A 26920-nucleotide genomic window follows, 5' to 3' on the forward strand; every position below is an offset into this window, starting at 1 on the left:
AAGCGTAAGTGACACCATAATTATTAGCTCCTTTTTGCCGTGCGGGTTTCTCCCACCAAGGAATCCTTACTCTATCGTGCGCCGCAACATCAATGGCCACTGGTATTGTTTGGCATCAACCGGTGATAGTGAGAGGTCAAACAGATCCGGCTCAAAAAAAGGTCTTATTCCATCTTCCGCCAGACGTACGCGAAGCGCTGGAACGCGGTCACATGGCCAAAAACCCCGAAGAGAAGGAGGAGCCAGCCAAGCAGGTTTAGGCCGTAAATCGTCATGGGGAAGACAATGAATGTGATCCCTACCACCATGATGAGCACAAGCCGGTCGGCACGACCGAGCAACCCGGCATAGACCCGGCCAACGCCAACTGCCTGCGCCTGCGTGCCCAGGTACGAGGACATCAGGACGCCGGTAAGGGCAAGCACCCCGATCGGCCAAGGTACAAGGCCGCTTGCGAAGATCCCGGTGATGATGAAGATATCCGCATAGCGGTCAACGGCATGGTCAAGGAAGTCGCCCCGCAGGCTCTGGTTCTTCATCTCCCGGGCGACCGCACCATCCATGGCATCGCAGAATGCGTTGATGGCAACGGCAAGGACAGCCCAGAGCTCAAGCCGGAAATAGAAGAGTATGCCCGCAACGGCTGATGCGATAAGAGCTGCAATAGTCAGGACATTGGGGGTAATCCTGCACCGGATCGCAAACCGGACAAGAGGATCGAAATAGACTTTCACATGCGGCCGGAACTGGTCGAGCGTCATAGCGATCCCTCCGCATACGAAGACCAGTCAATCGATCCGAATGATGCGGGAATCTCCCCCAGGTAAAACTGCTCGATCAGATCGGCACATACAACAGGGCTTTTTCCTGTGGTGTCCAGCTCAAAGACCTGATTGGGTGAGAACTGTTCCACAGTCTCGATCAGGCAGACATCCAGCGCCTCGGCATCCCGGTTCTCCCGGATCTTATCCTGCTCGTACCCGCGGGCACGCAGCCGGGCTGCCAGTTCGTCAGGCCGCAGGCGCATAACAACCATGCGGTCACAGGGCAGCAGATGGGCGAAATGACCCTCGATAAAACCATCGAACGGCACGAATTCGTCCACCATCCGGTCGGTATCGATGACCTGTGTGTCCCGTTCCGGGTCTCTCCCGAGCACGTAGGGCTGCGCGATATCGGTGATGTGGACAACAGTATGCCCGCGGCGGGCAAGCTCATCGGCTGCCGTCGATTTCCCGGTTCCCGGTGTGCCGGTGATCCCGCACATCATAGGGCGTTGAGCTCCTGTATGCACCGCTCGTTCTCCCAGTCCTCTCCGACGCTCACCCGGATATAATGATCGCCGAGCCCTGTAAAACTTCTGCACGAGCGCACGAGTACGCCCTTGGCGGCAAGATTCTCTACGATCTCATCGCCCGTGTGGGGTGTCACATTAATCATCACAAAGTTTGCATCAGAGGGGAGGACGGGGAATTTTATCTTATCTGCATACCGCTTCCGCCACACACGGACATGCCCGATATACCGGTCCGCATGCCCGTCATCCGAAAGGGCAGCAGCCGCTGCTGCTGCCGAAACCGAGTTTACGGTAAAGGGCGTCCCTGCCCGGGCATAGTAGGGTTGGAGCCAGGCCGGGACGAACGCATACCCAATCCGGAGACCGGCAAGCGAGTACACCTTCGAGAACGTCCGGCCAATCACCAGGTTCTCGTACTTCCTGATCAGGGGCAGATAATCAATCCCGGAGAACTCGACGTACGCATTGTCCAGAAAGAGGAATCCGTTGATCCCTTCGAGCACTCTTTTCACATCTTCAACACGGGTTGCGTTCCCCGTCGGGTTATTCGGCGAGCAGAGTACGATAATCTTCGCGTCCTTCCCGGCCGCAATAAGTGCATCGATGTCGACAGAAAAGTCCGCCCGGCGCGGGACAGAAACAACCTTTGCTCCCTGTGCCTGTGCGGCAAGCCCATAGAAGGAAAACGTCGGGGTCGAAACCGCCACCGTCTCTCCCGGCTCGACAAGCGTCCGCATCAGGGTCTCGATTACCCCGTCCATGCCAACGCCGGCTACAAAGGCGTAGTCCCCGTAGTGCGTCTTTAATGCAGACACGAGTACGTCCACCCGCTCATCGGGGTACCGGTTTGCGGTAAGGACCGCTTCCTGTGCAGCCATTACCGCTGCCGGCGACGGACCCTCGGGATTCTCGTTGCTGGCAAGGCGGGCGATACGCTCGTCGCCCGCACCGTGTGTACGGCCTCCCGCCTTCTTTGCGAAAACATATCCGCCCTGCTTATAGCACGACCTTACCAAGCGCTCCATCGATCACCTTCACCGCCCGGTCAATCTCGGCATCCGAGATCACTAAAGGCGGGACAAGCCGGAGGTTCCCGTCTGCGGCGCAGTTCACAAGCACGCCGTTTTTCAGGCACTCTGCCTGTACCTCGGGGCACTTCTCCCCGACCGTGATCCCAATCATTAGCCCGCGGACCCGGGGATGATACTTCGCAAGCCCTTTTTTGAACCGCTCGCCCTTGCGGGCTACATCCGGAAGGATCTGCTCAAGGACACTGATCGTTGCAAGCCCTGCTGCGCAGGCAACAGGCCCGCCGGCAAACGTACTTCCGTGCTCCCCTTTACCAAACTCTAACCCGTCGCGGGCAGCAAAGGCACCCATGGGAAAGCCGCTTGCAATACCTTTGGCAAGCGTAACAATATCGGGCTGAACCTTTGCGTGCTGGAGAGCAAGCCATTTCCCGGTCCGGCCCATGCCAGTCTGGACCTCATCGACAATCATAAGCGCCCCTTTCCTGTCGCAGATCTCCCGGATACCCTCAAGGAAACTGTCCTGGGGGATGATGACGCCGGCCTCACCCTGGATCGGCTCGACAATCACCGCCGCAGTATCATTATCCACCGCTTTTTTTACGGCATCAAGATTCCCGTACTCCACAAACGTGGTCGGGAGACCGAGAGGCTCGAACGGCTCACGGGCGGCAGGCTTGTGGGTCACTGCAAGCGATCCGATCGTCCGGCCATGGAACCCGTGGGTGAACGCGACAAACTTCTTTTTCCCGGTGCGGACCCGGGCAAGCTTTAACGCCCCGTCGCTTGCCTCAGCCCCCGAGTTCGAGAAGAACGCCTTTTTCATGCCCGTTACCTCAACGATCTTCTTTGCCATCTCGCCCTGGTGGGGGACATAGTAGAGGTTGGAGCAGTGGATGAGCTCGTGTGCCTGCTCGCAGATCGCCTTTACCACTGCGGGGTGGCAGTGACCGGTGCTGCAGACTGCGATCCCTGCTACGCAGTCGATATATTCCTTCCCGTCCCCATCCCAGACGGTCGAGCCCTTTCCGCGTACGATCGCCATGTTCCGCGAGAACGCAGGCATATAATACTGGTCATCAAGCGCCCTGTACTGCGCCGTTATATCGGTATTTTTCATGGGTATCACGTGATTTCTTGCTGGTGTTATTCCCGTTTAGTATTCTGTCCCTGTTCTCCTAAAAAACCCTGTTTGTTTCTGGTTCTCTGGAGGTTGCCGGCCGGATTATTCGTACTCAATGGTTGCCGGGGGTTTGGGGGTGATGTCGTACACCACCCGGGCAACGCTTGGGATCTCAGCGGTAATTCTCGACCCGATTCTCACAAGATCCGCAAACGGGATCTCAAGAGGGTCGGCGGTCATCCCATCCCGGGAGTTCACGGCCCGGACCGCAACGATCCAGCCATGGATCCGATTGTCCCCTTTGACCCCGGTCCCAAGGCCGATAAGCGCTGCAAAGCACTGCCAGGGGCGGTACTTCTCCACAATCTCCGACTCGGCGATCCAGTTGGCCTCCCTTATCACCGCAACCTTCTCTTTGGTGACTTCCCCAAGGATACGGACTGCAAGTCCCGGGCCGGGGAAAGGCATCCGGTGCTGGATCTCGGGCGGCAGGCCGAGCGCCCCCGCAACCTCCCGTACTTCGTCCTTGTACAGATCCCTGATCGGCTCGATCACTTTTTTAAATGCCGTATGCTCAGGCATCCCTCCGACATTGTGGTGGCTTTTTATGCCCCCCTCGCTCTCGATCCGATCCGGGTAGATGGTGCCCTGTAAAAGGCAGGTCGCCCCCGACTTTTTTGCCTCGCGCTCAAAGACCCGGATAAATCGCTCCCCGATCGCTTTGCGCTTCTTCTCGGGATCGGTGATCCCGGCAAGCGCTGCAACAAACTCGTCACCGGCATCGACCACCTGGAGCCGGATGTTGCCAAAGACCGCCTTTATCCGTTCCGTTTCGCCTTTTCTCATCAGGCCGGTATCGATATAAATCGGGATAAGGCGATCCCCGATGGCACGGGCGGCAAGGCTTGCGCAGACCGAGCTGTCCACGCCTCCCGAGAGGGCCATCACGACCTTCTCATTACCTGCCTCTTTTTGGATCTCCTCGACAGATTTTTGGATGAACTTCTCTGTTTTTACCATGGTGCTCCCCTGATTATGTGGTCCGCTTGTTTGCCCGGCACGCTTCGACAAAGCCGAGGTACGGCGGCGACGGGCGGGTCGGCCGGGACTTGAACTCGGGGTGGAACTGGGTTGCAAAGAAGAACGGGTGGCCGGGGAGTTCCAGGCACTCCATCCGGTTTTTGTTCGTTGCAGAGAAGACCAGTCCCTCTTTTTCGAGTTTTTCGATATAGTGAGGGTTTACCTCGTACCGGTGCCGGTGGCGCTCGATGATCTGGGATTTCCCGTAGAGTTTCATCGCAAGCGTTTTGTCCCTGATATCTGAGGTATAGTCACCAAGCCGCATAGTGCCGCCCAGTTCAGTCACGCTCTCCTGTTCGGGAAGGAGCGCGATCACGTGCGAGCCTTCGCCAAACTCCTCGCTTGTTGCATCGGCAATCCCGCACTTGTGCCGGGCAAACTCGATTGTCGCAAGCTGGAACCCGAGGCAGAGACCAAGGAAAGGGACCTTGTTCTCACGTGCAAACCGGATTGCCCCGATCTTGCCCTCGATCCCCCGCTTCCCGAAACCTCCCGGGATAAGGATGCCATCATAATCCTTGAGCGAGCAGGGTTCGTACCGCTCGGCATCGAGCCAGACGATCTTCACCTCGGTCGAAAGGGCGCGGCCCGCGTGCTTAAGCGCTTCCTTGATGCTGATGTACACATCCTCGATCCCGTATTTGCTCACGATGGCAACGGTGACGCGGTTGGTGTATTCTTTGGTGACGAGCCGGTACCACGAGGGGTCGGTCTCTTTCTTCTCAAGGCCGAGATGGGTCGAGAGGACATCGGCGATCCCCTCCTTTTCCATCTCCATGGGAACCTCGTAGGTATCCCGGGCGGTTGCAGCCGAAATGACAGCGCTGAGGGGGAGGTCGCAGAACGCCGAGATCTTGCGCTTGGTGTTTGCCCCTACCACCCGCTCGCTCCGGCAAACGATAATATCGGCGTGAAGGCCGAGCTCCCGGAGCGCCTTTACCGAGTGCTGGGTGGGCTTGGTTTTTAAGTCCCCCATCGCATCCTCGGGAACAAGGGTCACGTGAACAAGGACGTAGTCATGCTCATCGAGTTCTCCCCGCATCTGCCGAACGGCCTCGAGAAACGGCATGCTCTCGATATCTCCGACCGTCCCGCCAACCTCGACAAGGCAGACATCGGCTTTCGTGCCGTCGGGAAATGTCTCTTCTGCGGCCTGACGGATACAGGTCTTGATCTGGTCGGTGATGTGGGGGATGATCTGGACGGTCTCACCCAGGAAATCGCCACGGCGCTCTTTTTCGATCACCGTGCGGTAGACCTTCCCCGTCGTGATATTGTGCGAGGAGGTGAGCTCGATGTCTAGGAACCGTTCATAGTTACCCAGGTCAAGGTCGACCTCCCCCCCGTCCTTCAGGACAAAGACTTCCCCATGCTGGGCCGGGTTCATCGTGCCGGCATCGATATTAAGGTACGGATCGATCTTGACCGCCGTGACCCGGTACCCCCGGTTTTTCAGGATCCGCCCCACAGAAGCGGCCGTGATCCCTTTCCCCAGGCCGCTCATGACTCCGCCGGTGACAAAAATATACTTCACGTGATCTCCCCGATTGCTTTACCATTTGCGTCGCATTCCCTATTATTATTATCTTAACGTCGTGATAGAAAGCCGTCCCGGCATCCCGGAGACTGCCCTGCCAAAGCAAGATTGATGAATGCCCAAGATCCATATACCGGGCATGAAACGAGGGCAGATTCTTGGTATTCTGGCACTTCTCCTGATATGTGCCATAGCCGTTATTCCAGCAATGGGTGCAAATGTGACTACATCGTACCCTCAAGCCCCTGATGCCGCAACGAACTATTACAATAGTGCTGTACAGTTAACAACTAGCGGGGACAACGCAGCTGCAAGCGGAGACAATGCAACAGCGAGCAAGAGCTATCTGGAGGCGATTGCACTTTATGATATGGCGCTGAACTCGAACACGACGGAAATACAGGAATCCGATGGCCTTCTCTATACATATCAGGGAAAGTCCTACGCGCAGATCCAATTGGGAAATTACACCGGTGCGATAGATACCCTCAACGCAGGGCTGGCCCTGTACCCCACGGATGAGCATCTCTGGAACAACAAGGGATACGCCCAGTTCAAAACCGGCGATTACAAAGACGCCGTTACCTCCTATAATAATGCGCTCGCAAATGATTCAAATAACACCCTGACCTTGGTCAATAAGGGCGATGCCCTTGTTAAACTCGGAAATTACCAGGATGCCGTTACCTCCTATAAAGCAGCGCTTGCAAACAATCCCGACAGCAATGAGACCGCAACCAAGCTGGCCGCTGCAGAGAAATTTACTTCCGCTGAGCTGCCGGTCTCCCTGATCGCACTGGTTATCGTAGTGATTATCGCCGGGGCAGGGGTTGCGTATTATATCTTAAAAAAGCGCCCGGTCCAGCAAAAGGCAAACGAAGTACCGGTCAAAAAAGCAGGCTCAAAGAAAAATAAAAAATAAACTCACTTTTTTCTTTGTCTTACACGCACGAAGTCACTGCAAAAGAAGCAGTCGTTCGGGAAAGCACGGTCTTTTCGGGGTTATCCATCCGGACCTCTCCTTCGCAGAACGCCACACGCCTTCCCTTACGGATCACTCTGCCCTCGGCGATGATCACACCGTCGCGGATCCCCTTGATAAAACTCGTGGATTCAGAGATCGTTGCGATCCCCTCACCGGGTCCAAGCTGGGAATAGAGCGCAAGTGCCATTGCCTCATCGGCAAGTGCCACAAGCATCCCTCCCTGGAGCCAGCCCACGCCATTATGCATATCGGGCCGGACCGCCATTTTCAAGACGGCATGACGTTCCCCCATGCTGACCACTTCAATTCCGGTCAGGCAGAAAAAGGGATTGGCATATTTCCCGTTTTTTTGTAGATTCTCCAGATAACTCATGGTATTCGTAAAGGAACTTTCTCGCGCGAAACGGGGATTAAGGTTACCATTCTAGGACAAAAGGTTCCACGGCCAACCTATATGTGTCCGGAAACGGTAACCGGTGCATGGTGACACGTAATATGCCGCTGTCTGTTGCTGAATTTGAAAAAGGAGAGTCCGGGACAAACGAAATTGAGGCCCTGCTAAGGAAACACCCGGATACCGCATACTCCCTTCACGAGATCGAGGAGGCATTAATCGGGCCCGGTATGAACCGTACAAAGCATCTTGACCTTTTCATCGCCGCCCTGACACTCCTTGCGCCGCTCCTCTTTGAAGAAAAAAAGATCGAATCCCGGGTAATCAATGGTATCCCGTACTTCCGATGGAAAGGATAATCCCGTCATTATTCTTTTTTCCGGATACAGCGGTTCCCTTAGAGCTTATCTTTAATTATTCTGCACCGCGGAAATAACGTGTATGGAAGATGCAGAACTCAAAAGTATGCTTGCCGATCTGATCTGGCTTAATGCAGTTATTGCAACCGAACTTATCCAGGTAACGGAGAATACCTCAGCCATTCTGCGCAAATCCTCCCCTCCCGAAAGTTGCCTGGCCGATCACCGGGATCTCCGGGCCACTGCCCTTGCCATAGCCGAGAAATACCGCAAGGATACTGCACTTGCCCGGCACCTGGGAAAACACCAGTAATATTATTCGGTTCCTCACCCAACGGTACAGGACTTGCCCCGCTGCAGAGCATATCGCTACCAAATATCTGCAGATAGGCAGGGACCCACGGCCTGCCATGTCATCCCCCGCCACCGAATTCAGATACAGTCTGGTTATCCCGGCATACAACGAGGAAAAACGGATTGCCTGCATCTTTGAGAACCTCCGGTGCTTCGATGGAGAGATCATCGTTGTCTGCGATGGAAGCGACCACACTGCAGATATCATAGAGACTATCGCCAGAGATCAGCCAGCACTCGGTATCCGCTGCCTGCGTTTCTCAAACCGCCTGGGGAAAGGCGGAGGGGTGATCGCGGGGCTTGCAACAGCACGGGCTCCCCTTGTAGGGTATGTTGATGCGGATGGTTCCACCAGCATTGAGGAGATGATCAGGCTTTTTGGCCATCTTGCATCTTATGACGTGGTTATCGGTTCGCGGTGGGTACCCGGTTCGGCTCCTTCAGTACGGCAGGGATGGGTCCGCCGGCTGGAAAGCCGGGGATTCAACACAATTATACGGCTCCTGTTTGGTCTTACCTTCCACGATACCCAGTGCGGGGCAAAAGTCTTTAAAAAAAACGCGGTCGATGCTGTATTACCTCATCTTATCGCACAGGGTTTTGAGTTCGATGTAGAATTGATCTGGAGGCTGGAACAGGCCGGTTGCCGGATTGAGGAGGTTCCAATCGTATGGCAGAACAAGGGGGATTCCCGGGTCAGGAAAGGAGATATGCTGCGGATGCTTGCCGGTCTCCTCCGGGTCCGGTTCCGCCCGGCCAGGCCATGATACCCCCTCCCGCTGATGACAGGATAAAGGAAGCATTTGCGCTGCATCAGGCCGGGAAATATGCTGAATCCCAGGTGCTCTGCAACCGGCTGCTGGAATCGACCCGGGATCCGTCTCTTGAGATCCTCGCTGCCATTAACCTTTTTTCCTTGGGAAAATTCGAGGATGCGGAAGTGCATTTCCGGGACCTTGCCCGGAGGATGCCCGAGTCATCGCATGTTCACAGTTATCTTGCAAAGGTGCTTGAAATAAAGGGGGATACTGGTGCAATTTCCGAATATGCAGCCGCGGTCAGGCTGGATCCCGCAAACCTCGAAGCATTGCGCAGTTATGCAGCGGGATTGATCGCACGAAACGATCACCGGGGTGCATTGCCCACACTCAAAAAACTTCACATCCTGAGCGGGCGACCCGATGATCTCCGGCTCCTTGTGGCAACGCTCACAGGTACCGGACGCTATGAGGAGGCCTGTCTTCTCTGCACATCACAAAGCCCGGGAGCGGGTTTGGGCCGGGAATATGCCGAAGCCCTCCAGGCTGCAGGCAGGTACCGGGAAGCCGCAGACAAAGCATGGGAATTGCATAATGAAAACCCTGAGCCGGCACTGCTCCGGATCTACCTTGCCGCTCATGCCCGTGCCAGTGCAGACGAGGGTATGACGGCCTACGCATCGGCAATAAGGGAAACATCCGATCCCGGCATCTGTCTGGATTATACGCTCCTGCTCAGGGAACGAAAAGAACTCCTCCGGGCCCTTGCCACATCAAAGAAACTCCTTGATCTTGACAATTGCCCGCAGTACAGGCTCCTTGCCTGCGAGATTTCTGCAGAGCTGGGCGATCACCTGCATGCATTAGGGGAATATGAGGGACTGATCAGGGATATCCTGAATATGCCGATTGAGCCTGAGGATCTCCGACAAATTCTCCGGTCCTATCGTAAGTACCTGGTTGCCCGGTTTTCCCCGGACGAGGCCAGGCAGCGGTTCCTTTGTCTGATCTCAGGGGACACCGATGTTACCTGCCTTGAGGAAACTGCGCGTATGTACCAGGAGGAGGGCAAGCCCGAAGAGGCCCGGTCCTGGTACTACCGTGCGTACCGCGCGGATTTCCGTACCGGGGGCCTTTCCTATGCAATATTCCTTGCCACCAGCGGGGATATGCGCGAATGCGAAAAAGTACTGCTTCACATCCTCGCAAATGTCAAAAAACCCGTTGATCTCAGCAGGGTTGCCGCTGTGGTCACAGAGCTTGACCAGCCCCCGCAATACATGAAGCGGCTCTCCCTGCAGCTGATCAAAAGACTGGAAGAGCAGCGGCAGATTCTCACCTCCGATGACCGGGAGTGTCTCGCAGCGGCATACCTGCACCAGGCCGCATATGCACTTTCGCAGGGTGATGGGGCGGCGTGCATGCGCAGCTGTCTCTGCGGTATTGATGTTTTGCCGGCTTATCCCCGCTTCTGCCAGACCGGGGACTTTCTTACCCTCATTAACCGGGCCAAAGAGCAGGCACTTACCGATACCCCGGTCATGACGGTGAGTTTTCCGCAAACAAAAGAGCGCACAGGGCAGACGCTCCAGGAAATAGTGGATCGCGTTACACTTTCGGAGGCAGAGCAGAAGATCCTGATGTTCCTTGCCACTCACCGAAGGGCAAGCGAGACGGATCTGCGCCGGCTGCTGGGAAGCCGGAGAGTCACCGGAATGGTCAACCTTATGATCCGGAAAATGCAGGCACAGGGGCTTATGCTGATAGAAAAAAAAGGAATGGGTACTGAGGGGGAGATCTATGAATACTGCGGACCCTGACCAAAAGGAATTGCGCCGGCACGAAAGCCTCAACATCATCAATGCCCTGCGAAGAGGTACCGTCCCTGCGGATGGTCTTGCACGGATAGTGGTAGGGCTTGAGTTGGAGGAGGGGGCGGTCAGCCGGCAGCTGGACTACGTAGCAGAAGGAGGAGGCGATCTCAAGTTCATACGAGGAGATTTTGGAAGCGGCAAAACTTTTTTTGTTGCAAGAGCCCTCGAGATTGCCATGGGAAAGGGCTTTGCTACCGCACATATCTTTGTCTCACCAACAGCCCCGCTCGGGAAACCAAAGGCACTCTACCAGCAGATCTGTGCAGGCCTCAGGACGACTGAAGGCGATCATGCGCTCAAAACCATTGTGGACAACTGGGTCTATGCCATAGAGGAGCGCCTGATAGCAGCCAATCGGGGAACTGATGGAGACACCAGTCTTGAACGTGCAGCAGAGAACGAGATTGAAACGGCATTGGCCGGCATCAGCGAAACAAGTACCGGTCTCTCCGCGGCGTTGCGCACCTATTACCGTGCAAACAACACCGGGGACTTCTCCCTTGCACAGGCAGCCATTGGCTGGATTGCCGCAGAACCGACCGTGGGACGTGACTTTAAGCAACAGGCCGGGATCAAGGGAGAGGTCGATGACAGTACTGCATTTCCTTTCCTCGCAGGCCTTATCGAGATCATTCATGCTGCCGGATATGCTGGGCTCGCCATTGCGATCGATGAGATGGAAACCATCCAGGGACTCCAGCGGAGCCAGCGGGACCGGAGTTACCAGACACTCGCCCGGATCATCGACGCACTGGATGGGGGGCGGATGCCGCACTGCTACTTCCTGTTTACCGGCACCCCGGCTTTTTTTGACAGTTCACGGGGCATACGATCGGTGCCCCCCCTCTATGACCGGATCAGTGTGGCCGGTGCCGAAACCGATGCTTACAAAAATCCCCGCCAGCCGCAGATCCAGTTGCCGAAGTTCGATACCGGAAAGCTCGAGCTGGTGGCCCTTAAGGTAACAGAGGTGTATGCGCAGGCCTATCGTGAGGTGGACAGGGAAAGGGTCTCCCACCGGTTTATCCGGGCAATGATCAAAAAACTCACCGGTCGGTTCGGGGGCCGGGTTGACGTAATCCCACGGATCTTCCTCAAGGAGTTTATCGATGTGCTGGACAAGTGCGAGCTGTACGAGGATTACAACCCGGCAGACGCCTATGAGTTTGATGCAGGGCATCTCAAGGGAGAACTCAGGGCAGAAGAAGAAGCCGTCATGGTAGTGGAATTTTAACCTCACGGCTTGTGATACTGTTTTATCGTTCAGGAGAGATGGGTACAGAGGTGTGCCTATGTGGGGGAGGGTCTTTTGTGTATTTTTCTTTATTCTCGTTCTGGGCTCGCTCCCGGCAATGGCGCAAACGATCACCATCAATGCTACTCCTGCCGGGGTCCATCCGGGCGATACCATCAACCTGAACGGATCCGTCTCCGGCATCCATACCATAGCGGTCTACCTTTTCCTGACCGGGCCCGGCCTGGATCCCCGGGGAGTGACCCTGGAGAACCTCAATATCCCGGCCGGCCACGGACTCTTTACCACGGCACCGGTCAATGTGAATGACGGATCCTGGCAGTACACTTGGGATACATCGGTTATTCTTGGCAATCTTCCTCCGGGGGACTATACCCTCTATGTTGAAACTGCACCCTTTGACCGGGAGAGGTTGGGCAGCGAGGGATATGCAACGGCAACGGTTACGATCCTTCCCCCGGAAAACGCACCTACACCGGTTCCCCTGTCACCGGGAATGGCGATCCTGGCACTGGGGATTACAGTCACTGCCAGCTCCTGCATCATTCGCCGGGTGAAAAACAAATAAAAGGGAATGGGGTGGTTTTCCGGGAGGGCCGGTGCGCAATTCGAGTATCAGGTAAGGGGTGCCTTACAGTCGGGTTTGGCACTCCTGAGCCGCACATCCACAGACTGTGCGTGAGCGGCAAGCCCCTCAGCGGTTGCAAGGGTTTCGATAATATCCCCAATGCTTTCAAGCCCCTCCCGGGACAGCATCTGGACTGATGATGTTTTACAGAAATGATGTACATTGAGACCCGAGTACTGACGTGCATATCCAGCAGTCGGGAGGACGTGGTTGGTCCCTGATGCATAGTCACCGCATGCAACCGGCGTATAGGGACCGACAAAGATGGAGCCCGCATTCCGGATCCCGCCAAGCACCGGGAGCGGGTCGGCAACCTGAATCGAGAGGTGTTCCGGGGCAACCGCGTTTGAGATCGCAACGGCCTCATCAAGATCCCCGGCCAGGATATATCCCGAGTTCTTAAGCGCCTGTGCCATTATTTCCTTGCGCGGGGCGTTTTCGGCCTGTTTTTTGATCTCGGCGCCAACCTCGTCGGCAAATGCGGCAGAGGTAGTGATGAGCACACATGCAGCATGCGGATCGTGTTCGGCCTGTGCAAGGATATCTGCCGCAACATAGGAAGGCACGGCATTTTCATCAGCAATGACCGCAATTTCGCTTGGCCCGGCCGGGAAATCGATCTCGGCATATTCCCGCAGCAGCATCTTTGCCGCGGTGACATACACATTCCCCGGTCCCACGATCTTTTCCACCGGCTCGATACTCTCGGTTCCTAGAGCCATGGCCGCAATTGCCTGGGCCCCGCCGCACTGGTATATCTCTTCGACCCCGGCAATATCGAGCGCGACAAGGGTGAGCGGCTGAATCGGGGGTGGTGAGCAGCAACAGATCTCCGGGACTCCGGCGATTCGCGCCGGGATCGTGCACATAAGGGCCGTTGAGGGATACGCGGCACGCCCCCCGGGCACATACGCACCGACCCGTGAAAGGGGAGTGGTCTTCACGCCGAGCGTGATCCCGGGCTCTACCTCGGAAAGCCAGAGGCCCCGGGGGAGCTGGAGTTCGTGAAACCTGCTGATCCTGGCTTCAGCCTCCACAAGGCATTCGGTAACTTTGGCATCGACCTGATCGTAGGCCGCCTCCCGGGCATCCTCGTCAACCGCAACCGAATCCAGGTGAACTTTGTCAAATTTTTCGGAAAGCTCGATGAGTGCGGCATCTCCACCCGATTTTACCTTCCCGATGATTTCCTGGACCGGGCCGTGAACCTCGTCCAGCCGGGATGTACGCCGCGAAACCCACGTCTCGACATCTACCGCGCTCCACATAGCAGGAAAAATCGGCGGGATAGGTTGTTAAGGTTTCGACACTGAGGGTTTTTCTCATCAGGGGGGTAAGCCGGCCTTTTTCCGGAACCGGGTCCCCGTCCTGCATGAGCACAGGGTCAGTCCGACAAATTTTGAGATCGATCGGTCCGATCATTTTTTTTGCGGAGCGGCAAGCGGGGGGTGGGGGACTACCTTCGATCCCGCTTCACGATCGGTCGCCCCGACCAATTCCGGAATTGATCGGTCCGGCTAATTTCAGAAACGATCGGACCGATCTCCCCACTTCACCTGAACCTCCAGTGGAAACACACGTGGTAATACTGGATAAACGAGGTCACCCTGGCTTATTTTGAAATCGATCGATCCGACCGATTTTTTTAGGAGGGGTACGCGGGGGGTAGGGGGGTGACCGGTTTTTTGGTGGCCGGGACGATCATATTCCAGATCTTCAGCCCATATCACGTTCTTTTTTGGAAAAATGTGCCTGGAGCCCCTGTTCCGGATTATTCCGGAATAGGTTTTGCAGGTTCCTTCTTCTCCCGCTGCCTCTTTAGCTGGATCAGGATATAGGCAATAACCAGTCCGATGATAAACGCAACGGTCATGGAAAGCAGCAGGGCAAGAACCCCGATCAGGCAGGTGACAAGAAGGGAATCGGTTTTCAGGCTGTACCGGCACATTTCAATTCCGACAAATATCAGGAGCGCCCCGAGAACACCCACGGCTACAATGGAGAGTACCTGGGGCGAGGTAAAGAAAAGCGCGAGTACGATGAAGATCACCCCCGCAATGATGCTTGCCCCACCGGTTCTTGCCCCGTACCGGTACTGACCGGCAAGCCCTCCGGCCCCATGGCACATGGGAAAACCCCCAAACGGCACAGAGACGATATTCATAAGGCCGATGGACGTCGAAAATTTCTTGGGGGGCACATCTTTTCCAAAGAGATCTTTTGTCAGAAGTGAGGTGGCAAGGATCGCATTGGCGATGGTAAGGACTATCTGCGGGAGGACGAGGGTGGAAAGTGCCGACGGGAAATCCGAAAGGGGCGGGATCACCAGCTGGGGAGGAGGGATCAGGCTGATGGGGGGAATTCCATGCAGGAGAATCCCACCTATCACCCCCACCGCGATAACACAGATCGAGGAGAGATCAGGGACGTTCCGGTACCGCACCAGCAGGACGAAGATTACGATCACCGCTATTCCCAGGACAAAAAAGAAAGAGTCCTTGATTACAAAATCCAAAGATGCCTTGAACAGGAGCAGGGCCAGGCCGAGCTGGATCCCCCGCACAACGCTCTCCGGCACCCATTTCCCAATTACCTCAAAAGAACGCCCGTAGCCAAGCAGAAGAAAAAGAACACCGAGGATGAGGCCGGCAGCCGCGATCTCGGTACTTCCTATTCCACCGGCTATGACAATCACGGCGATTGCCTTCATTGGTTCAAGGGGAATGGGCAGCCGGTAATAAAGCCCGGTCAGGATAAACCAGATCCCGAAAAAAAGGAGGATGTAGCGTGGGTTTACATCGGATACCAGCGCAATGGCAAGGATGAGGGGGATAATCGTACCGAAATCCCCAAGCGACCCGGCAAATTCCGAGAGGGTAAACCGCAAAGGAACAATATCTTCCCCGGTCATGTGCAGCCCTCACCCGGATGATGTTCCATGACCTCTCCCCTCACACCGGTACAAACGTTTTTGCCGCTAATGATCTTTTCTATGGGAATACCTGAATGGGCATAAACACCCGCACGGAAAATTGCCACGAGATCAGGATTCAATAAATTTATCACCATCCTGCCGTAACAGTCAATGTGATTTGCCATGGCGGACATGCTGACGGATCTGCTTATCTACATCGGTTTTGGGATCATCACTTTTGTTATTGGTTGGGTTATCGGGGACCAGGTTCTGACAGGGCACTACACGAAACGGTTTATGGTGCTTGCAAAAGAGTGCTCCGATTCAGATTCCGTTGTCCCGCTGGTGGATGAACTGGCCCGGGAGACATAAAAAAGGGGGGAAAGATATGGTTGACATAGTAAGTTATTCACTGATCGGGATTACCTGCCTCTGTTTTGGCCTGATCGTCAGTTTCCAGATAGCGCACATCCGGTACTGCCGGCGGCTCGCGATCCTTGTCCGGCGTTCCGTATCCACTAAGACCATTGCCCCGGTTCTTGCAGAATACGAAGTACTGAAAACAAAAAAATAACGAAAAATCCCTTTTTGATTTTTTTAGAGTACTGCACAAGGAAAGCGGGTTAATACAAACAAAAACCAGTATAGTAAGGATGCGGTGCACAATACTTGCAAGCGGGAGCAAAGGCAACTGCACCTATGTGGCGGGCAGTAACGGTTCCCTTCTCATCGATGCCGGTCTGAGTGCAAAGGAGACCTTTGTGCGCATGACCAAGACCGGTTGCGATCCGGATCGCGTTGCTGCGATCCTTGTCACCCATGAGCACGGGGACCATATCAGGGGTCTGGATGTGCTTGCCCGTAAATTATCCTGCCCGGTCTATGGAACCCAGGGGACCCTTGCAGAGTTCCTCTCTCACCGGCGTACGTCCGATAGGCCATTGCAGATACAGGCCTGCCAGTACGATACTGCCTTTTCTGCAGGAGAGTTCAGGGTCCTGCCTTTTGCCACCTCACACGACGCTGCAGAACCCTGCGGGTTTGTCCTGCAGGAGAACGGCTCAAAAATCGGGTACTGCACCGATACCGGCATTGTAACCTCCCATATGCTCGATCTGCTCCGGCATTGTGACGGAGTGGTGTTGGAAAGCAACCACTGCCCGGAGATGCTTGCAAACGGGCCGTACCCCGAGTCCCTCAAAAGACGAATCCGTTCAAACCGGGGGCATCTTTCAAACCCGGCCGCGGCACGTGTGCTTCAGACACTTGGCAAGGATGTAACTCAGGTCGTGCTCTCGCACTTAAGCGAGATCAATAACACCCCGGAACGCGCCCGTGCAAGCGCACGCGACGGGATGGGACTTTTTTTTGAGGAAAAAACCCTGATTGTCGCATCCCAAGAGGGTTCAAGCCCGGATTCCCCGCAGGAAATCCTGTTGTAATTATTTCCGGAGGGAGATCTGTGCCAGGGATTCCTCAAGTTCCTTGAACCCGTACGGCTTGATAAGGGCGGCAACAAATCCGCTGGCGGCATAGTTGACCAGAAGAGGATGGGTAGCGTACCCGCTGGAGATGATTGCCCGTACATTCGGATCGATCTCCCGGAGACGGGGAAGTGTTTCTTCGGCACCGATCCCGCATGGCACCGTAATGTCAAGGATTACGACATCGAATCGTGAGTCTCCGGCATATGCCTGCCTGTACATTTCGATGGAATCCTCCCCGCTCTTTGCGACGGTGACCGTGTGTCCCAGGAATGAGAGCATATCGCTTGTTGCCGAGAGAATTGCTTCCTCATCGTCCATCAGGAGGATCCGGTAACCGGCAGCGGCACCTTTTTTCTTCTCATGTGACCGGCGCGGGTGTGCAGGGGGTGCCGGTGCTATCTTTACCGCACCTTCTGTTTCCTCCAGTTCCTTTAATGATGGCTCAAGCAGCTGGATGGAATGGTCACGTGCCCGCAGGATACTCTTTTCTGCATCATCCAGATGCCGGCATTCATCCTCCTCATGCGTACAGGACCGGCGTGCAAGCTGGATATTGGCAAGTGCTGAGGATAGGGAGTTATTTATGTCGTGAGCTGCTTTTCGCACCAGAGAGGCAGGATATGCTTTTTTTCTAACGGTGCGGGTGGTGCGGGAATAGGCAGCTTCCACCACATTCCTGAACGTGCGGGGGCCGAAGGGCCGGACCAGATACCTGCAGGGATGACCAGCAGGGTTGTCAAGATCGGGAAGATCCTCATCAGAATCCGCTACCAGAATCACCGGTATGCCCAGACCGGATTGGATCCTTTCAAGGATTTCATTCAGGCTCATATTTCCAAAGGAAGGTGCGCCCAGAAGGACAACATCCGGGCGACGGGATTCCGCCAGGGCAACTGCCTTGTCTCCGGTCGTCACCCGCTCCAGTACCCCGAACCCTTCTTTATTCGCCAAAGATTCAAGTTCTTCTGCCTCTGCAGCATTCCCGACAGCAATAAGCATTGTTACCTTTGCCATCACAGACCACCGTTCCGCAACGGACATGCAGATTTTCCTGCTTTCCTATCAGATATCGCAGATCCTGCCATCATAAACCCTCAATCTTGAGCAGTTTCATGCAGTACTGATCAATGGAATCGAAGATCGCTTTCTTCGACCGCTTGAGCTTTTTTGGATCCTCTGAGTGAAAATCATGCGCAACGTACTCCAGAAGTGTAACAAAAAAATGCTGGGGACCGAAGCGCTTTCTGATCTCGTCCATGCACGCCGCTGCATCGGCCTGCTTGCCACTCATCACCTCAAAGGAGTAATCCAGCAGGAGGAGAGCCTGAAGAGGTGTGTTCTTACCCGTGGCCAGCTTCCGGAACCGGTAATACGTATCCATGCGACTGGTGATAATGGAAAGCTTGAGACCATAGTAAATTGGCTCAATCTCATCGGGATACTGCTGGGTCATCTGCTTGACAACACCGGCAACTCCCCCGGCGTCGCGGTTCTCGAGCTTGAGTTTGTACAGCTCGCGCAGGAAGAACATGTCGTTGTAGAACCGCTCGATCGCGATATTGAGAAGCTCCTCCTTGAGATCACGTCTCCCGTCTTTAGACGCCTTTTCGATCCCGATGCGGAGGAACTCGCGCTCGCTGGGGAACCAGTCGATCGCCTGCTTGATCATGAACCAGAAGATCTTGTTGATCCGGGGATCTTCCGCGATTTCGAGATCCTTGAGCCGGTTTATCGGAGGATTAAGCCGGATCAGCTCGATCATCTGCTCGCGGGCGGCAAGCGCCATGTCCTTGAGCCGCTGGTACTCCCCGCTTCGCTCAATGGGGTTCTGCTGGGTGGAGAGGACAAAATAGCAGTACGCAATCGCCGGGCAGATGATGATATCCGCGGACCGGTATTTCTTGAGCTGCTCGGCACCCTCTGCGTACTTCCCGGTATTGATCATCTTCATACCAAGAAGGATATCGTAAACGGCGCGGTTCCGGCTCCCTCTCTTGTTACGCATGGCGTAATCGAAAAGTTTCTCGACGAACGGGATCTCTTCGGATCTTTTTGAGGTTTCCAGAACCGCAAATGCCATCGCATCGATAAACTGGTCGAAGAACTCGTCGCTGAGGCCGGGAAGCGTCTTATCGAGGGATGCTATAACATGGCCAAAAAAAACCGGGATATTCGCGTCAATTTTCTCGCTGTTGACGCTAATATAATCAGAAAACTCCTTTTTAAGACGTTCCAGTCTGAGCCTCACTACGGCTTCGGGCTGCCACTCGTCACCCATAGGACAATTCCACGATCTTCTAGTGCATGAACTATCGGCAGGGCATTAAAAATACTTTTACCTTTATCAAACGGGCGAAAACCCCTGGTTTCGGAAGGCACGGAAAATTCACCTGCGACACAGCAAAATGTTAATGCTTCCGTCTCCAACCCACACAACAGAAAACCCATGCTGTTCTCTGAGTTCGCTCAGGTTTGCGAAGAACTGGAACATCTCTCCGGCCGTCTGGATATGATCGAGGTGATCAGCCGGGCGCTGCCGGATCTCGCACCGGATGAGCTCCCGGTCTTTGTCCGGTTTGTCATGGGCAGGATCTTCCCCGACTGGAGTGCCCAAAAACTGGGAATAGGGCCGAATCTCCTCTATGAGGCAGTCCGCCAGGCCGCCGGGGTAAAACTGGAGACAGTCATCACCCGGATTAATCAGCAGGGGGACGTTGGAAGAGCCGTTGAGGATATCCTGGCAAAAAAAACCCAGGTTTCCTGGTCACACCAGGATCTCGAACTGGTCTATGTCTACAACAAACTAACGGGAATATCCTCCCGTGGAGGAGTTACATCCCAGAAAGAGAAGATCCGTATTGCCATGCTCCTCTTAGGTGATGCCTCACCACTTGAAGGACGGTACCTCGCCCGGATCATGCTTGAAGAGCTCCGGATAGGGGTGGGTGAGGGAACCGTCCGTGAAGCAATCGCAAAAGCGTTTATGGTTGACTCTGCACTGGTCGAGCATGCGATGCAGGCCATCAACGATCTCGGGGAAGTGGCACGGCTTGCAAAGAAAGGGCCCACTGCCCTTTCGGATGTACATATAACGCCCTTCCATCCGGTGAAGATGATGCTTGCCCAGCAGGGAACGATTGCCGGCATGATCGAAGATCACGGCGAGATTGCAGCAGAGTACAAGTACGACGGGTCCCGTTTCCAGTTCCACAAGGAGGGGGCAAAAGCGAGGATGTACTCGCGCCGGCTCGAAGATGTCAGCGAGGCGCTCCCCGATGTGATTGACCTTCTTTCCAAAGCAACCTCCCATGATGTGATCCTTGATGGTGAGGTGATCGCGATCAAGGACGACCGGCCCATGCCGTTCCAGTCGGTACTCCGCAGGTTCCGGCGCCGGCATGATATCGCCGAGGCACAAGAGGCAATACGCATGGTGCCAAACGTCTTCGATATCCTCTACCTCGATGGCGAAACCCTCATCGATCTGCCATTCTTTGAACGGCGTAAGAAACTGGAAACCGTGGTCGGGAAGTTCGTGGCACCACAAGTGGTAAGCACAGATCCGCAGACAATAGAGCAGACATACCACGACGCACTCGCCGCGGGGCATGAGGGAATTATGCTTAAGGTACCGGCGTCCCCCTACACCCCGGGCCAGCGGGGAAAGAACTGGATCAAGATCAAGCCAGAAGTGGACACACTCGACCTCGCCGTTATCGGGGCCGAGTGGGGCGAAGGGAAACGGGCCCATGTCTTTGGGTCGTTTCTTGTTGCCTGCCAGGACCAGGGTAAGCTGATCCCGCTCTCCCGGGTGGCCACCGGGTTTTCAGACGAGCAGCTGACCGAGGTATACGATCTCCTCAAGGATGCAGTGATCTCGCGCACTGGAAAAGAGGTACGCTTTGAACCGGAGCTGGTTTTTGAGGTAGGATATGCCGAACTCCAGGTCAGCCCGACCTATGATGCCGGATTTGCCCTCAGGTTCCCCCGGTTTATCCGGATCCGCGATGACAAGGATACCACCGAGATCGAGACCCTGGAGAGCATCAGGGGCCGGTACCAGCGGCAAGCAAAATCGGCACAGGCATACACAAAATAGCCTGTCAGAACGAGAAAAGGGATCTCTGGGTACGCATCTCGGGGATGAGCGTGCTGTGCTGCTGCCAGTGCGAAAACCCGATCCGGGCAGATGCGGTGGCAACGGCTGCTTCCAAGGATTCACAGGAGACAGGAGGGGACGCCATTGCTTTTCTTGTCGCTTCCCGGATCACCCAGGTTCCCAGCGGCGCCCAGTAGTCGCTGGATATATGACGCAGCACAATGACCCGGGCAGAATGCCGTACCCGGGCCAGGTACTCACACGCAGCCAGACGAGCTGAGTAATAGGCACCTGAAATAGGGGAGTACCCCTGTTTGGTCATCCCTTCACGATCCTGGACGATCACCTCTGCATCCCCGGCCCAGAGGGTCTGTTTTCCCCAGATCTCGATCATCTCGTACCGCCAGTCTCCCGGGGCGAGGATACAGACTATCCGGTTGGAAAATACCTCTCCGGAAAAGACCAGGTACTCATCAAGAGGAGGATACCGTGCTATCTCTTTTTTGAGCGCTGTAGAAATCGTATCATCAACTGCCGTTATTGCCCAGCGGGTAGGGACAAAGCATCGGCGTTTCCCGGGAAGACCTGCGGTCATGAGCTTGGTAATACCGTACACATCGCTTCCTCCCCGCGAGAGAGCCATGCAGGCTTCACCAGCCCCGAGATCGGTATCCCCGGTGATCCGGTCCACAATCCGTTCCACCTTTGCACTTCCAACTACATCCAGCCGCCGGATCTCCCCGGAAAAACCCATCGGGGCCACAGTCCCGTCAAAGGTCATTGCAAAAGAGACCGGGCGGGAGAAGGCAACATCCACTTCCAGCGGGAGTGACGAACGGGCGATCTCCTGCAGTCCTCCTTCAACATGACGGGCCGGAGATCGCCCGCAGATCGTCCGGGCACGGAGGCTCACGATATCTTCAATCCCAAGACCCCGGGTTAACCAGTCCGGAGGATGATCGCTGTCGTCAATAAGGAGGGGGCCTCTCCGGATATCCGGGTACCCGAAGCTCCCGACAAAGACCGAGGGCGCGCTTCCCTGGTAACTTGCGGATATTTTCACGTCTGTCTGGGCGAGAAACCGGCTCGTAATCGGGCACCGAGGCAGGCCGCACAATCCCTTTCCCTTGCATGAGATGCACTGCACCAGGTTTCCCTCCGCATACTCCCGCTAATCCCGTCCACTATCCTTTCCCTGCACGATACCCTCCATCAGATTTTCAGTGCAGGAACGTAGCAGCAAGGACAACGTGGCTCTCCTCATCGGAGAATGAGACCCGCCAGCCTGCATCGAACCGGGCCCCGCATTCCGGGCAGATCAGGATCACGCGGTAAAGGTCCCGGGTGGATTTCACCGCGCTTGTCTTCCCGTCCTTTGGAGCATTCAGCCGGATAAAAGATGTATGAAATCCGTACTCGTACCCGCAGGCCGGGCAGATATGCAGGTCATCTCCCGGTTTTATGGATGTGATCTCTGCAGAAACTCCCATGATTCCACTATTTTAGGGTTTGGAGGATGAAACCTTAATGTTCCTGTTTGCAGCAGCACCGAAAGACGCCTCAATAACTGCTGCGGCATTTTTTCTGCCATTTACCGCAGCCAGATCGCGACCGCCAGACCGGAGGGGAAGGGAGAGAGTCTCTGCAATCTTTTGTTCGAGAATTTCAAGAGTGACTGTCCTGCCATCCACTACCGTCCCTGCTCCCAGGTCAACGATTTTTTGTGCGTTGTTCTGCTGTTCAGGATGGCCCGGGTCCATGATGATGAGGACGGGCTTATTGAAGAGCAACGCTTCGTGGAGGGTGGTCAATCCGCCATGCACGATGGCAATCCGGGCCTCGGCGAGATGTTCATAGATATTAGGCACATACCCATGGGAAAGGAAATTATCCGAGGATCCCGGGAGGGTTGCACCTGTATAGAAAACATCGAACATCAGGTCTTTTCGTTTGTCCGCGATCGTCCGCAGCAACCGGTACAGGGGGAGTTTGTAGGGCTCTCCCCCGAAACTGGTAAAGATCGTCTCCTGCGAGAATTGGTACCGGTTGAGATCGATCTCCAGAAACGGGCCGGTGAAATGATAGTGCGGTTTCTCTTTCTCCGGAATGAGGAGATTGTACTCGCTCACGGAATCCGGTGGAGGGTAGTCGGGAATGATAACGGCATCGGCGAGTTTAAGGTAGCGTCGGATCAGGAAGTTGAGCACGCTCCAGACCGGGTTCTTCGCCCCTCCCGGGCCGCTGAACCGGTTCTGGTTGGTAATAAAGATCACCGGTACCCGGCAAAACCGTGCAGCAAGGACACCTGCGTACATCGTGTCACAAACAACGCAGTCGATCTGCTGTTCCCGGATCAAACGTCTGACGCGCAGCCCGGACCGGACCATGTTTATGACGATCCAGCGCGAGCACCAAAGGGTCTTTTTTAAGGAGAAAAAGCCATTCTCACCTTCGAGGCAGACCTCGCGTTCCCCACGGTAAACCCGGGTACATCCATGGTCCCGGAAAAAGTCGTAGGATTTCCCGTATGCCAGGAAACTGACCGAATGACCCTGCTGCTCCAGGTAATGGCCGAGATGGATACACCGGGATGTGTGGCCCAGACCCTCCCCGCATACAACAAACAAAATCCGCATCCTTTTCAATCCCTCGTGTACATGCATCGTGATGCTGCGGTAAGATAAATCAAAACGCAAGACCTGCAACAGGACGATATCGGAAGCTGCCAACCCCTGGCGTCACATCCCGTTCACAGAATATGGTGCGTTGTTATCGATTAAGAGGGTTGCCCCCGTGGAAGAGAGAGGCGGATTAGCCGAAAATCTTAACAGGTACAAGGGACAGGATAACGCTGGATGATTGAAAACACATGAACTTTAGGACCTCATCATTTGCCGCCGGCTGTTTCTGGGGTGTCGAAGACGCATTCCGTAAGATCCCCGGCGTAGTGGCAACGGAAGTCGGATATGCAGGGGGACCCACCAGCAATCCGCGATATGTGGATGTCTGCACCGGCGGGACCGGACATGCCAAGGCGGTCCGGATCCTGTACGATCCAGATGTAGTCACCTACCAGAATCTGCTCGATACGTTCTGGTCGATCCACGATCCCACGCAAAAGAACCGGCAGGGCCCTGACGTCGGGACAAATTACCGCTCGGTGATATTCTATCACGACAGGGAGCAGAAAGAATCGGCCATACAGTCAAAGGAAGAACTCGAACGATCGGGCCGATTTAAAAGACCGGTAGTAACCGAGATTATACCTGCCACAGTATTCTGGCGGGCCGAAGAGTACCACCAGCAGTACCATGAGAAACACGGGAGGGCCGGCTGCAGGCTTGTAGGAATAGAGAAATAATGCATGAGATGCAATACCTATTCCCTGAGATGACCATGAGAGATCCGAAGACAACCCAGGGTATCTCTGAGATTGCCGCAGAGATCCTGATTATCATCCTCGTTCTTGTGATTGCCGCCATCGCTTATGCAGCGTTTAGCGGCGCATTGAATCCCCTCTTCACCAAAAAAAGCGTTTATGTTGCAGGCAGTGCCGGGATAGATACCATCCCGCAATCGGGAGGTAGTTCCGCAGATGTGCTTACTTTCCTGCCAAAAGCAGGCGATCCCTTCTACCTTACCGGACAGAAATCCGGGACAACCGGAACTCAGGTTACCCTTAAGGCAATCAGTCCAACGGGGCTGGTGTTATCTCCGGATGCAAGTTCCCTAAGCGGCAGCCTGTATGGAAAGACACTGTTCATTTATCCAAACAGTTCGGCCGCAGCAACGCAATGTAACTATGTGATCTCCTCCAATTCCCCGACGGGAACAATTCGGCCTATGACGCAGGGTACCTGGAATATCCAGATGATCGACAATACCGTGAATGTGATTGCAGGATCCTATTCCCAGCAGGTAAAGAACGGCGCAACTGCATTACCGGTAGCCGGTGGCTTTTTGGGTAGCGGTACCGGCCAGTTCTACGATGTGAATTGCAACCCGGTCACGGAGACGATCAATGGGCAGGTGACCACCTCGACAATTGCACCGGGCAATATGACAGCCACCTATTTCAACGGAGATTCGTCCATTCAAATCCCCAATTCTGCAGGACTTGGGTTCAACGGATCTATGACAATTTCCATGTGGTTTAATCCCACCACCGCCGGTTCTGCAAGCAACAGCGGTGCCTGGCAGCAGTTGATCGGAAAAGGGCTAACAAACACTGCCGGAAGCAGTTCCACCAATGAAAACGACAACTACCAGCTCTTCCAGTTAGGGAACCAGTTGCTCTTTGAATGGAATGACGCAAACACGGGAATCCATTATCAGGCCATCACCACAACAACCTCGGTCCAGGCAAATGCGTGGAACTACGTTGCGGTCACGGTCCAGAACGGACAAGTGACGATATATAATAATGGAGTAGCACAGCCGCTTGTCTACGATGAGGGAAATGTACCTTATACGGTATCAGGAGCGACTCCCGTCACTAGTCTCTCCTCACTCCCGAATCCCCCAACCGGAGGGGTACAACTTGCGAACAACAATAATTATCCGGTAAATGTAGGCGAACAGAATGCAGCAACCGCAGGCAATGATTTCTATTATACCGGGTCTATCGGTTCAACTGCGATTTACGGACAGGCACTGTCCCAAACACAGATCCAAAACAATTACGCGAGTTATACAGCATAATTATTTTTTCTGATTTTTGTGGGGGGAAGACCCCCGACCATAAACCAGATATTCCCCACAACACCCATCCTCAAGTATGGACCTCTTCGAAGGGCTTACCCTTTTTAGCATCCTTATTGAATGTGCAATTTTCGTTCTCGCAGTCCTGATCGCAACACGGAACAGAAGGGCGTACGGCTGGCTTATCGCGATCACGTTTGCCCTCTTTGCATTTTTTAACGGTATTCGCCTCTGGTATCCCTCCGGGCTCCCCCGCCTGAATGGGGTTATCCTTCTTGCAGCATGTGTTTCGATGCTTTATGCGATCTGGCAGATCTATGAAGAAACCAGGAAAAAGAGCAAGTAGTACATGGCTGCCGCAAACCAATGACGTAAGGAAGGTGCCAGAGATATCCTGATAATCCGGGATGCCACCAAATAATCTGCATCAGGCGCGATTCCAGAAAAAATAACAGAATACAGAGATGGGCCCGCTGAGATTCGAACTCAGGACCTCCGCCATGTCAAGGCGACGTCATAGCCAACTAGACCACGAGCCCGCATAAGGTCTGATGCTCTATAACATCTGTCATCCTATTATTAAAAAATAGTGTACACGCAGTGTGATCCCCGTCCCCTCGCAGTGCAGAGATCGGGGTTGAGCAGAGCAAAAGCACTGCAAAAACAATTTCATTCAACGCTTGTTTTATCATTCCTGCCCCCAAAAAAGCATGAGATATACAATGACCGATGGAACAAACCCCGCCCGAACCCAGCTCTTCACCTACGTGCACGATGCGAGCCGTCTGGAACTGCTTGTCCGTATCGCCTACTGGATCCTGATTGGAATCGTTGTCTGGGTCTACGGGATCATAACATTCATATGCCTGTTCATCCAGTGGTTCCACATCCTGATTTTTGGCAGGCGGCACGAAGGTCTCTCCAACTTTGCCAAAGGCTACCTGGAGTATCTTGTCCATGTGATGAATTACGTCTACATCATAAACGACAAGCGCCCCGACATCCTGCCGGTAACAACCAGAGTTTTCGAGGAAAGGGCATAAACAC

At 54.8% G+C, this 26920-nt stretch carries 29 protein-coding genes and 1 tRNA gene; 15 read left to right on the plus strand and 15 right to left on the minus strand.

Annotated features, from left to right (window positions below; translation table 11 throughout):
• Positions 1–164 precede the first annotated feature (164 nt).
• The 6 genes from MBOO_RS11130 to MBOO_RS11155 form a co-directional block, all read right to left on the minus strand.
• Complete coding sequence (locus MBOO_RS11130) at positions 165–761, minus strand: CDP-alcohol phosphatidyltransferase family protein (protein ID WP_012107707.1); 597 nt, start codon at positions 759–761, stop codon at positions 165–167.
• Positions 758–1270 (minus strand): adenylate kinase family protein, encoded by a 513-nt coding sequence (locus MBOO_RS11135; protein WP_012107708.1) that lies wholly within the window; start codon positions 1268–1270, stop codon positions 758–760. Before MBOO_RS11135 ends, MBOO_RS11130 begins: the two co-directional genes overlap by 4 nt.
• Positions 1267–2322, minus strand: a complete 1056-nt coding sequence (hisC, locus tag MBOO_RS11140; protein ID WP_012107709.1) for a histidinol-phosphate transaminase — start codon at positions 2320–2322, stop codon at positions 1267–1269. Before hisC ends, MBOO_RS11135 begins: the two co-directional genes overlap by 4 nt.
• Positions 2294–3445, minus strand: coding sequence for an aspartate aminotransferase family protein (locus MBOO_RS11145; protein ID WP_012107710.1), 1152 nt, complete (start codon positions 3443–3445; stop codon positions 2294–2296). Before MBOO_RS11145 ends, hisC begins: the two co-directional genes overlap by 29 nt.
• Before the next feature lie 105 nt (positions 3446–3550).
• On the minus strand, positions 3551–4468 hold the full coding sequence (gene guaA, locus MBOO_RS11150) for a glutamine-hydrolyzing GMP synthase (protein WP_012107711.1): 918 nt from the start codon (positions 4466–4468) through the stop codon (positions 3551–3553).
• Positions 4469–4481: 13 nt separating this feature from the next.
• Positions 4482–6062: a CTP synthase gene (locus tag MBOO_RS11155; protein WP_012107712.1), complete on the minus strand. Its 1581-nt coding sequence runs from the start codon at positions 6060–6062 to the stop codon at positions 4482–4484.
• Positions 6063–6204: 142 nt separating this feature from the next.
• Here MBOO_RS11155 and MBOO_RS11160 point away from each other — a divergent pair, with 142 nt between their 5' ends.
• Positions 6205–6987 (plus strand): tetratricopeptide repeat protein, encoded by a 783-nt coding sequence (locus tag MBOO_RS11160; protein WP_157677694.1) that lies wholly within the window; start codon positions 6205–6207, stop codon positions 6985–6987.
• A gap of 19 nt (positions 6988–7006) precedes the next feature.
• Here MBOO_RS11160 and MBOO_RS11165 read toward each other — a convergent pair whose 3' ends face one another.
• On the minus strand, positions 7007–7423 hold the full coding sequence (locus tag MBOO_RS11165; protein ID WP_012107714.1) for a PaaI family thioesterase: 417 nt from the start codon (positions 7421–7423) through the stop codon (positions 7007–7009).
• Positions 7424–7530: 107 nt separating this feature from the next.
• Here MBOO_RS11165 and MBOO_RS11170 point away from each other — a divergent pair, with 107 nt between their 5' ends.
• From MBOO_RS11170 to MBOO_RS11195, 6 genes are all read left to right on the plus strand, one after another.
• Positions 7531–7803 (plus strand): hypothetical protein, encoded by a 273-nt coding sequence (locus MBOO_RS11170; protein ID WP_232385609.1) that lies wholly within the window; start codon positions 7531–7533, stop codon positions 7801–7803.
• A gap of 82 nt (positions 7804–7885) precedes the next feature.
• Positions 7886–8116 carry a hypothetical protein gene (locus MBOO_RS11175; protein WP_012107716.1) on the plus strand — a complete coding sequence of 77 codons (231 nt, stop codon included), beginning with the start codon at positions 7886–7888 and terminating at the stop codon, positions 8114–8116.
• Positions 8117–8213: 97 nt separating this feature from the next.
• The gene (locus MBOO_RS11180) at positions 8214–8924 is read left to right on the plus strand and encodes a dolichyl-phosphate beta-glucosyltransferase (RefSeq protein WP_012107717.1); all 711 of its coding nucleotides are present in this window, start codon (positions 8214–8216) and stop codon (positions 8922–8924) included.
• A complete protein-coding gene (locus MBOO_RS11185) occupies positions 8921–10735 on the plus strand; it encodes a tetratricopeptide repeat protein (RefSeq protein ID WP_012107718.1) in 1815 nt (604 codons plus the stop codon). The genes MBOO_RS11180 and MBOO_RS11185 overlap by 4 nt, the downstream gene beginning before the upstream one ends.
• Positions 10716–12023, plus strand: a complete 1308-nt coding sequence (gene brxD / locus MBOO_RS11190) for a BREX system ATP-binding protein BrxD (protein WP_012107719.1) — start codon at positions 10716–10718, stop codon at positions 12021–12023. Before MBOO_RS11185 ends, brxD begins: the two co-directional genes overlap by 20 nt.
• A gap of 58 nt (positions 12024–12081) precedes the next feature.
• Positions 12082–12612, plus strand: coding sequence for a hypothetical protein (locus MBOO_RS11195; protein WP_012107720.1), 531 nt, complete (start codon positions 12082–12084; stop codon positions 12610–12612).
• A gap of 47 nt (positions 12613–12659) precedes the next feature.
• On the opposite strand, the gene hisD is transcribed toward MBOO_RS11195, so the two are convergent.
• Positions 12660–13940 carry a histidinol dehydrogenase gene (gene hisD / locus MBOO_RS11200; RefSeq protein ID WP_012107721.1) on the minus strand — a complete coding sequence of 427 codons (1281 nt, stop codon included), beginning with the start codon at positions 13938–13940 and terminating at the stop codon, positions 12660–12662.
• Between the two features lie 503 nt (positions 13941–14443).
• The gene (locus tag MBOO_RS11205) at positions 14444–15583 is read right to left on the minus strand and encodes a putative sulfate/molybdate transporter (RefSeq protein ID WP_012107722.1); all 1140 of its coding nucleotides are present in this window, start codon (positions 15581–15583) and stop codon (positions 14444–14446) included.
• Between the two features lie 186 nt (positions 15584–15769).
• Here MBOO_RS11205 and MBOO_RS11210 point away from each other — a divergent pair, with 186 nt between their 5' ends.
• The 3 genes from MBOO_RS11210 to MBOO_RS11220 all read left to right on the plus strand — a co-directional run bounded on the left by MBOO_RS11210 (position 15770) and on the right by MBOO_RS11220 (position 17028).
• Positions 15770–15958, plus strand: coding sequence for a hypothetical protein (locus MBOO_RS11210; RefSeq protein WP_012107723.1), 189 nt, complete (start codon positions 15770–15772; stop codon positions 15956–15958).
• Between the two features lie 16 nt (positions 15959–15974).
• Entirely contained in the window at positions 15975–16160 is a 186-nt protein-coding gene (locus MBOO_RS11215; RefSeq protein ID WP_012107724.1) for a hypothetical protein, read from the plus strand.
• A gap of 79 nt (positions 16161–16239) precedes the next feature.
• Entirely contained in the window at positions 16240–17028 is a 789-nt protein-coding gene (locus MBOO_RS11220; RefSeq protein ID WP_012107725.1) for an MBL fold metallo-hydrolase, read from the plus strand.
• Here MBOO_RS11220 and MBOO_RS13230 read toward each other — a convergent pair whose 3' ends face one another.
• A complete protein-coding gene (locus tag MBOO_RS13230) occupies positions 17029–18087 on the minus strand; it encodes a response regulator (RefSeq protein WP_157677696.1) in 1059 nt (352 codons plus the stop codon). It abuts the gene before it with no gap.
• A 70-nt stretch (positions 18088–18157) separates the two neighbouring features.
• On the minus strand, positions 18158–19351 hold the full coding sequence (locus MBOO_RS11230) for a hypothetical protein (protein WP_012107727.1): 1194 nt from the start codon (positions 19349–19351) through the stop codon (positions 18158–18160).
• Between the two features lie 168 nt (positions 19352–19519).
• Here MBOO_RS11230 and MBOO_RS11235 point away from each other — a divergent pair, with 168 nt between their 5' ends.
• Positions 19520–21172: an ATP-dependent DNA ligase gene (locus tag MBOO_RS11235; RefSeq protein WP_012107728.1), complete on the plus strand. Its 1653-nt coding sequence runs from the start codon at positions 19520–19522 to the stop codon at positions 21170–21172.
• 4 nt (positions 21173–21176) lie between these two features.
• Here MBOO_RS11235 and MBOO_RS11240 read toward each other — a convergent pair whose 3' ends face one another.
• The 3 genes from MBOO_RS11240 to MBOO_RS11250 form a co-directional block, all read right to left on the minus strand.
• Positions 21177–22319 (minus strand): Nre family DNA repair protein, encoded by a 1143-nt coding sequence (locus MBOO_RS11240; protein ID WP_012107729.1) that lies wholly within the window; start codon positions 22317–22319, stop codon positions 21177–21179.
• Between the two features lie 73 nt (positions 22320–22392).
• Positions 22393–22662 (minus strand): hypothetical protein, encoded by a 270-nt coding sequence (locus tag MBOO_RS11245; RefSeq protein ID WP_012107730.1) that lies wholly within the window; start codon positions 22660–22662, stop codon positions 22393–22395.
• 12 nt (positions 22663–22674) lie between these two features.
• On the minus strand, positions 22675–23808 hold the full coding sequence (locus MBOO_RS11250; protein ID WP_012107731.1) for a glycosyltransferase family protein: 1134 nt from the start codon (positions 23806–23808) through the stop codon (positions 22675–22677).
• Positions 23809–24041: 233 nt separating this feature from the next.
• On the opposite strand from MBOO_RS11250, the gene msrA reads away from it, so the two are divergent.
• From msrA to MBOO_RS11265, 3 genes are all read left to right on the plus strand, one after another.
• Complete coding sequence (msrA, locus tag MBOO_RS11255) at positions 24042–24533, plus strand: peptide-methionine (S)-S-oxide reductase MsrA (protein WP_012107732.1); 492 nt, start codon at positions 24042–24044, stop codon at positions 24531–24533.
• Between the two features lie 35 nt (positions 24534–24568).
• Positions 24569–25873: a LamG domain-containing protein gene (locus MBOO_RS11260; protein ID WP_157677698.1), complete on the plus strand. Its 1305-nt coding sequence runs from the start codon at positions 24569–24571 to the stop codon at positions 25871–25873.
• 76 nt (positions 25874–25949) lie between these two features.
• Positions 25950–26219, plus strand: coding sequence for a hypothetical protein (locus MBOO_RS11265; protein ID WP_012107734.1), 270 nt, complete (start codon positions 25950–25952; stop codon positions 26217–26219).
• A 119-nt stretch (positions 26220–26338) separates the two neighbouring features.
• Here the strand turns inward: MBOO_RS11265 and MBOO_RS11270 are convergent.
• A tRNA-Val gene (locus MBOO_RS11270) sits at positions 26339–26412 on the minus strand.
• A gap of 171 nt (positions 26413–26583) precedes the next feature.
• On the opposite strand from MBOO_RS11270, the gene MBOO_RS11275 reads away from it, so the two are divergent.
• Positions 26584–26916 carry a DUF4389 domain-containing protein gene (locus tag MBOO_RS11275; protein WP_012107735.1) on the plus strand — a complete coding sequence of 111 codons (333 nt, stop codon included), beginning with the start codon at positions 26584–26586 and terminating at the stop codon, positions 26914–26916.
• Positions 26917–26920: the final 4 nt, after the last annotated feature.

This window comes from Methanoregula boonei 6A8, from assembly GCF_000017625.1.
In the GTDB taxonomy this organism is placed as follows: domain Archaea; phylum Halobacteriota; class Methanomicrobia; order Methanomicrobiales; family Methanospirillaceae; genus Methanoregula; species Methanoregula boonei.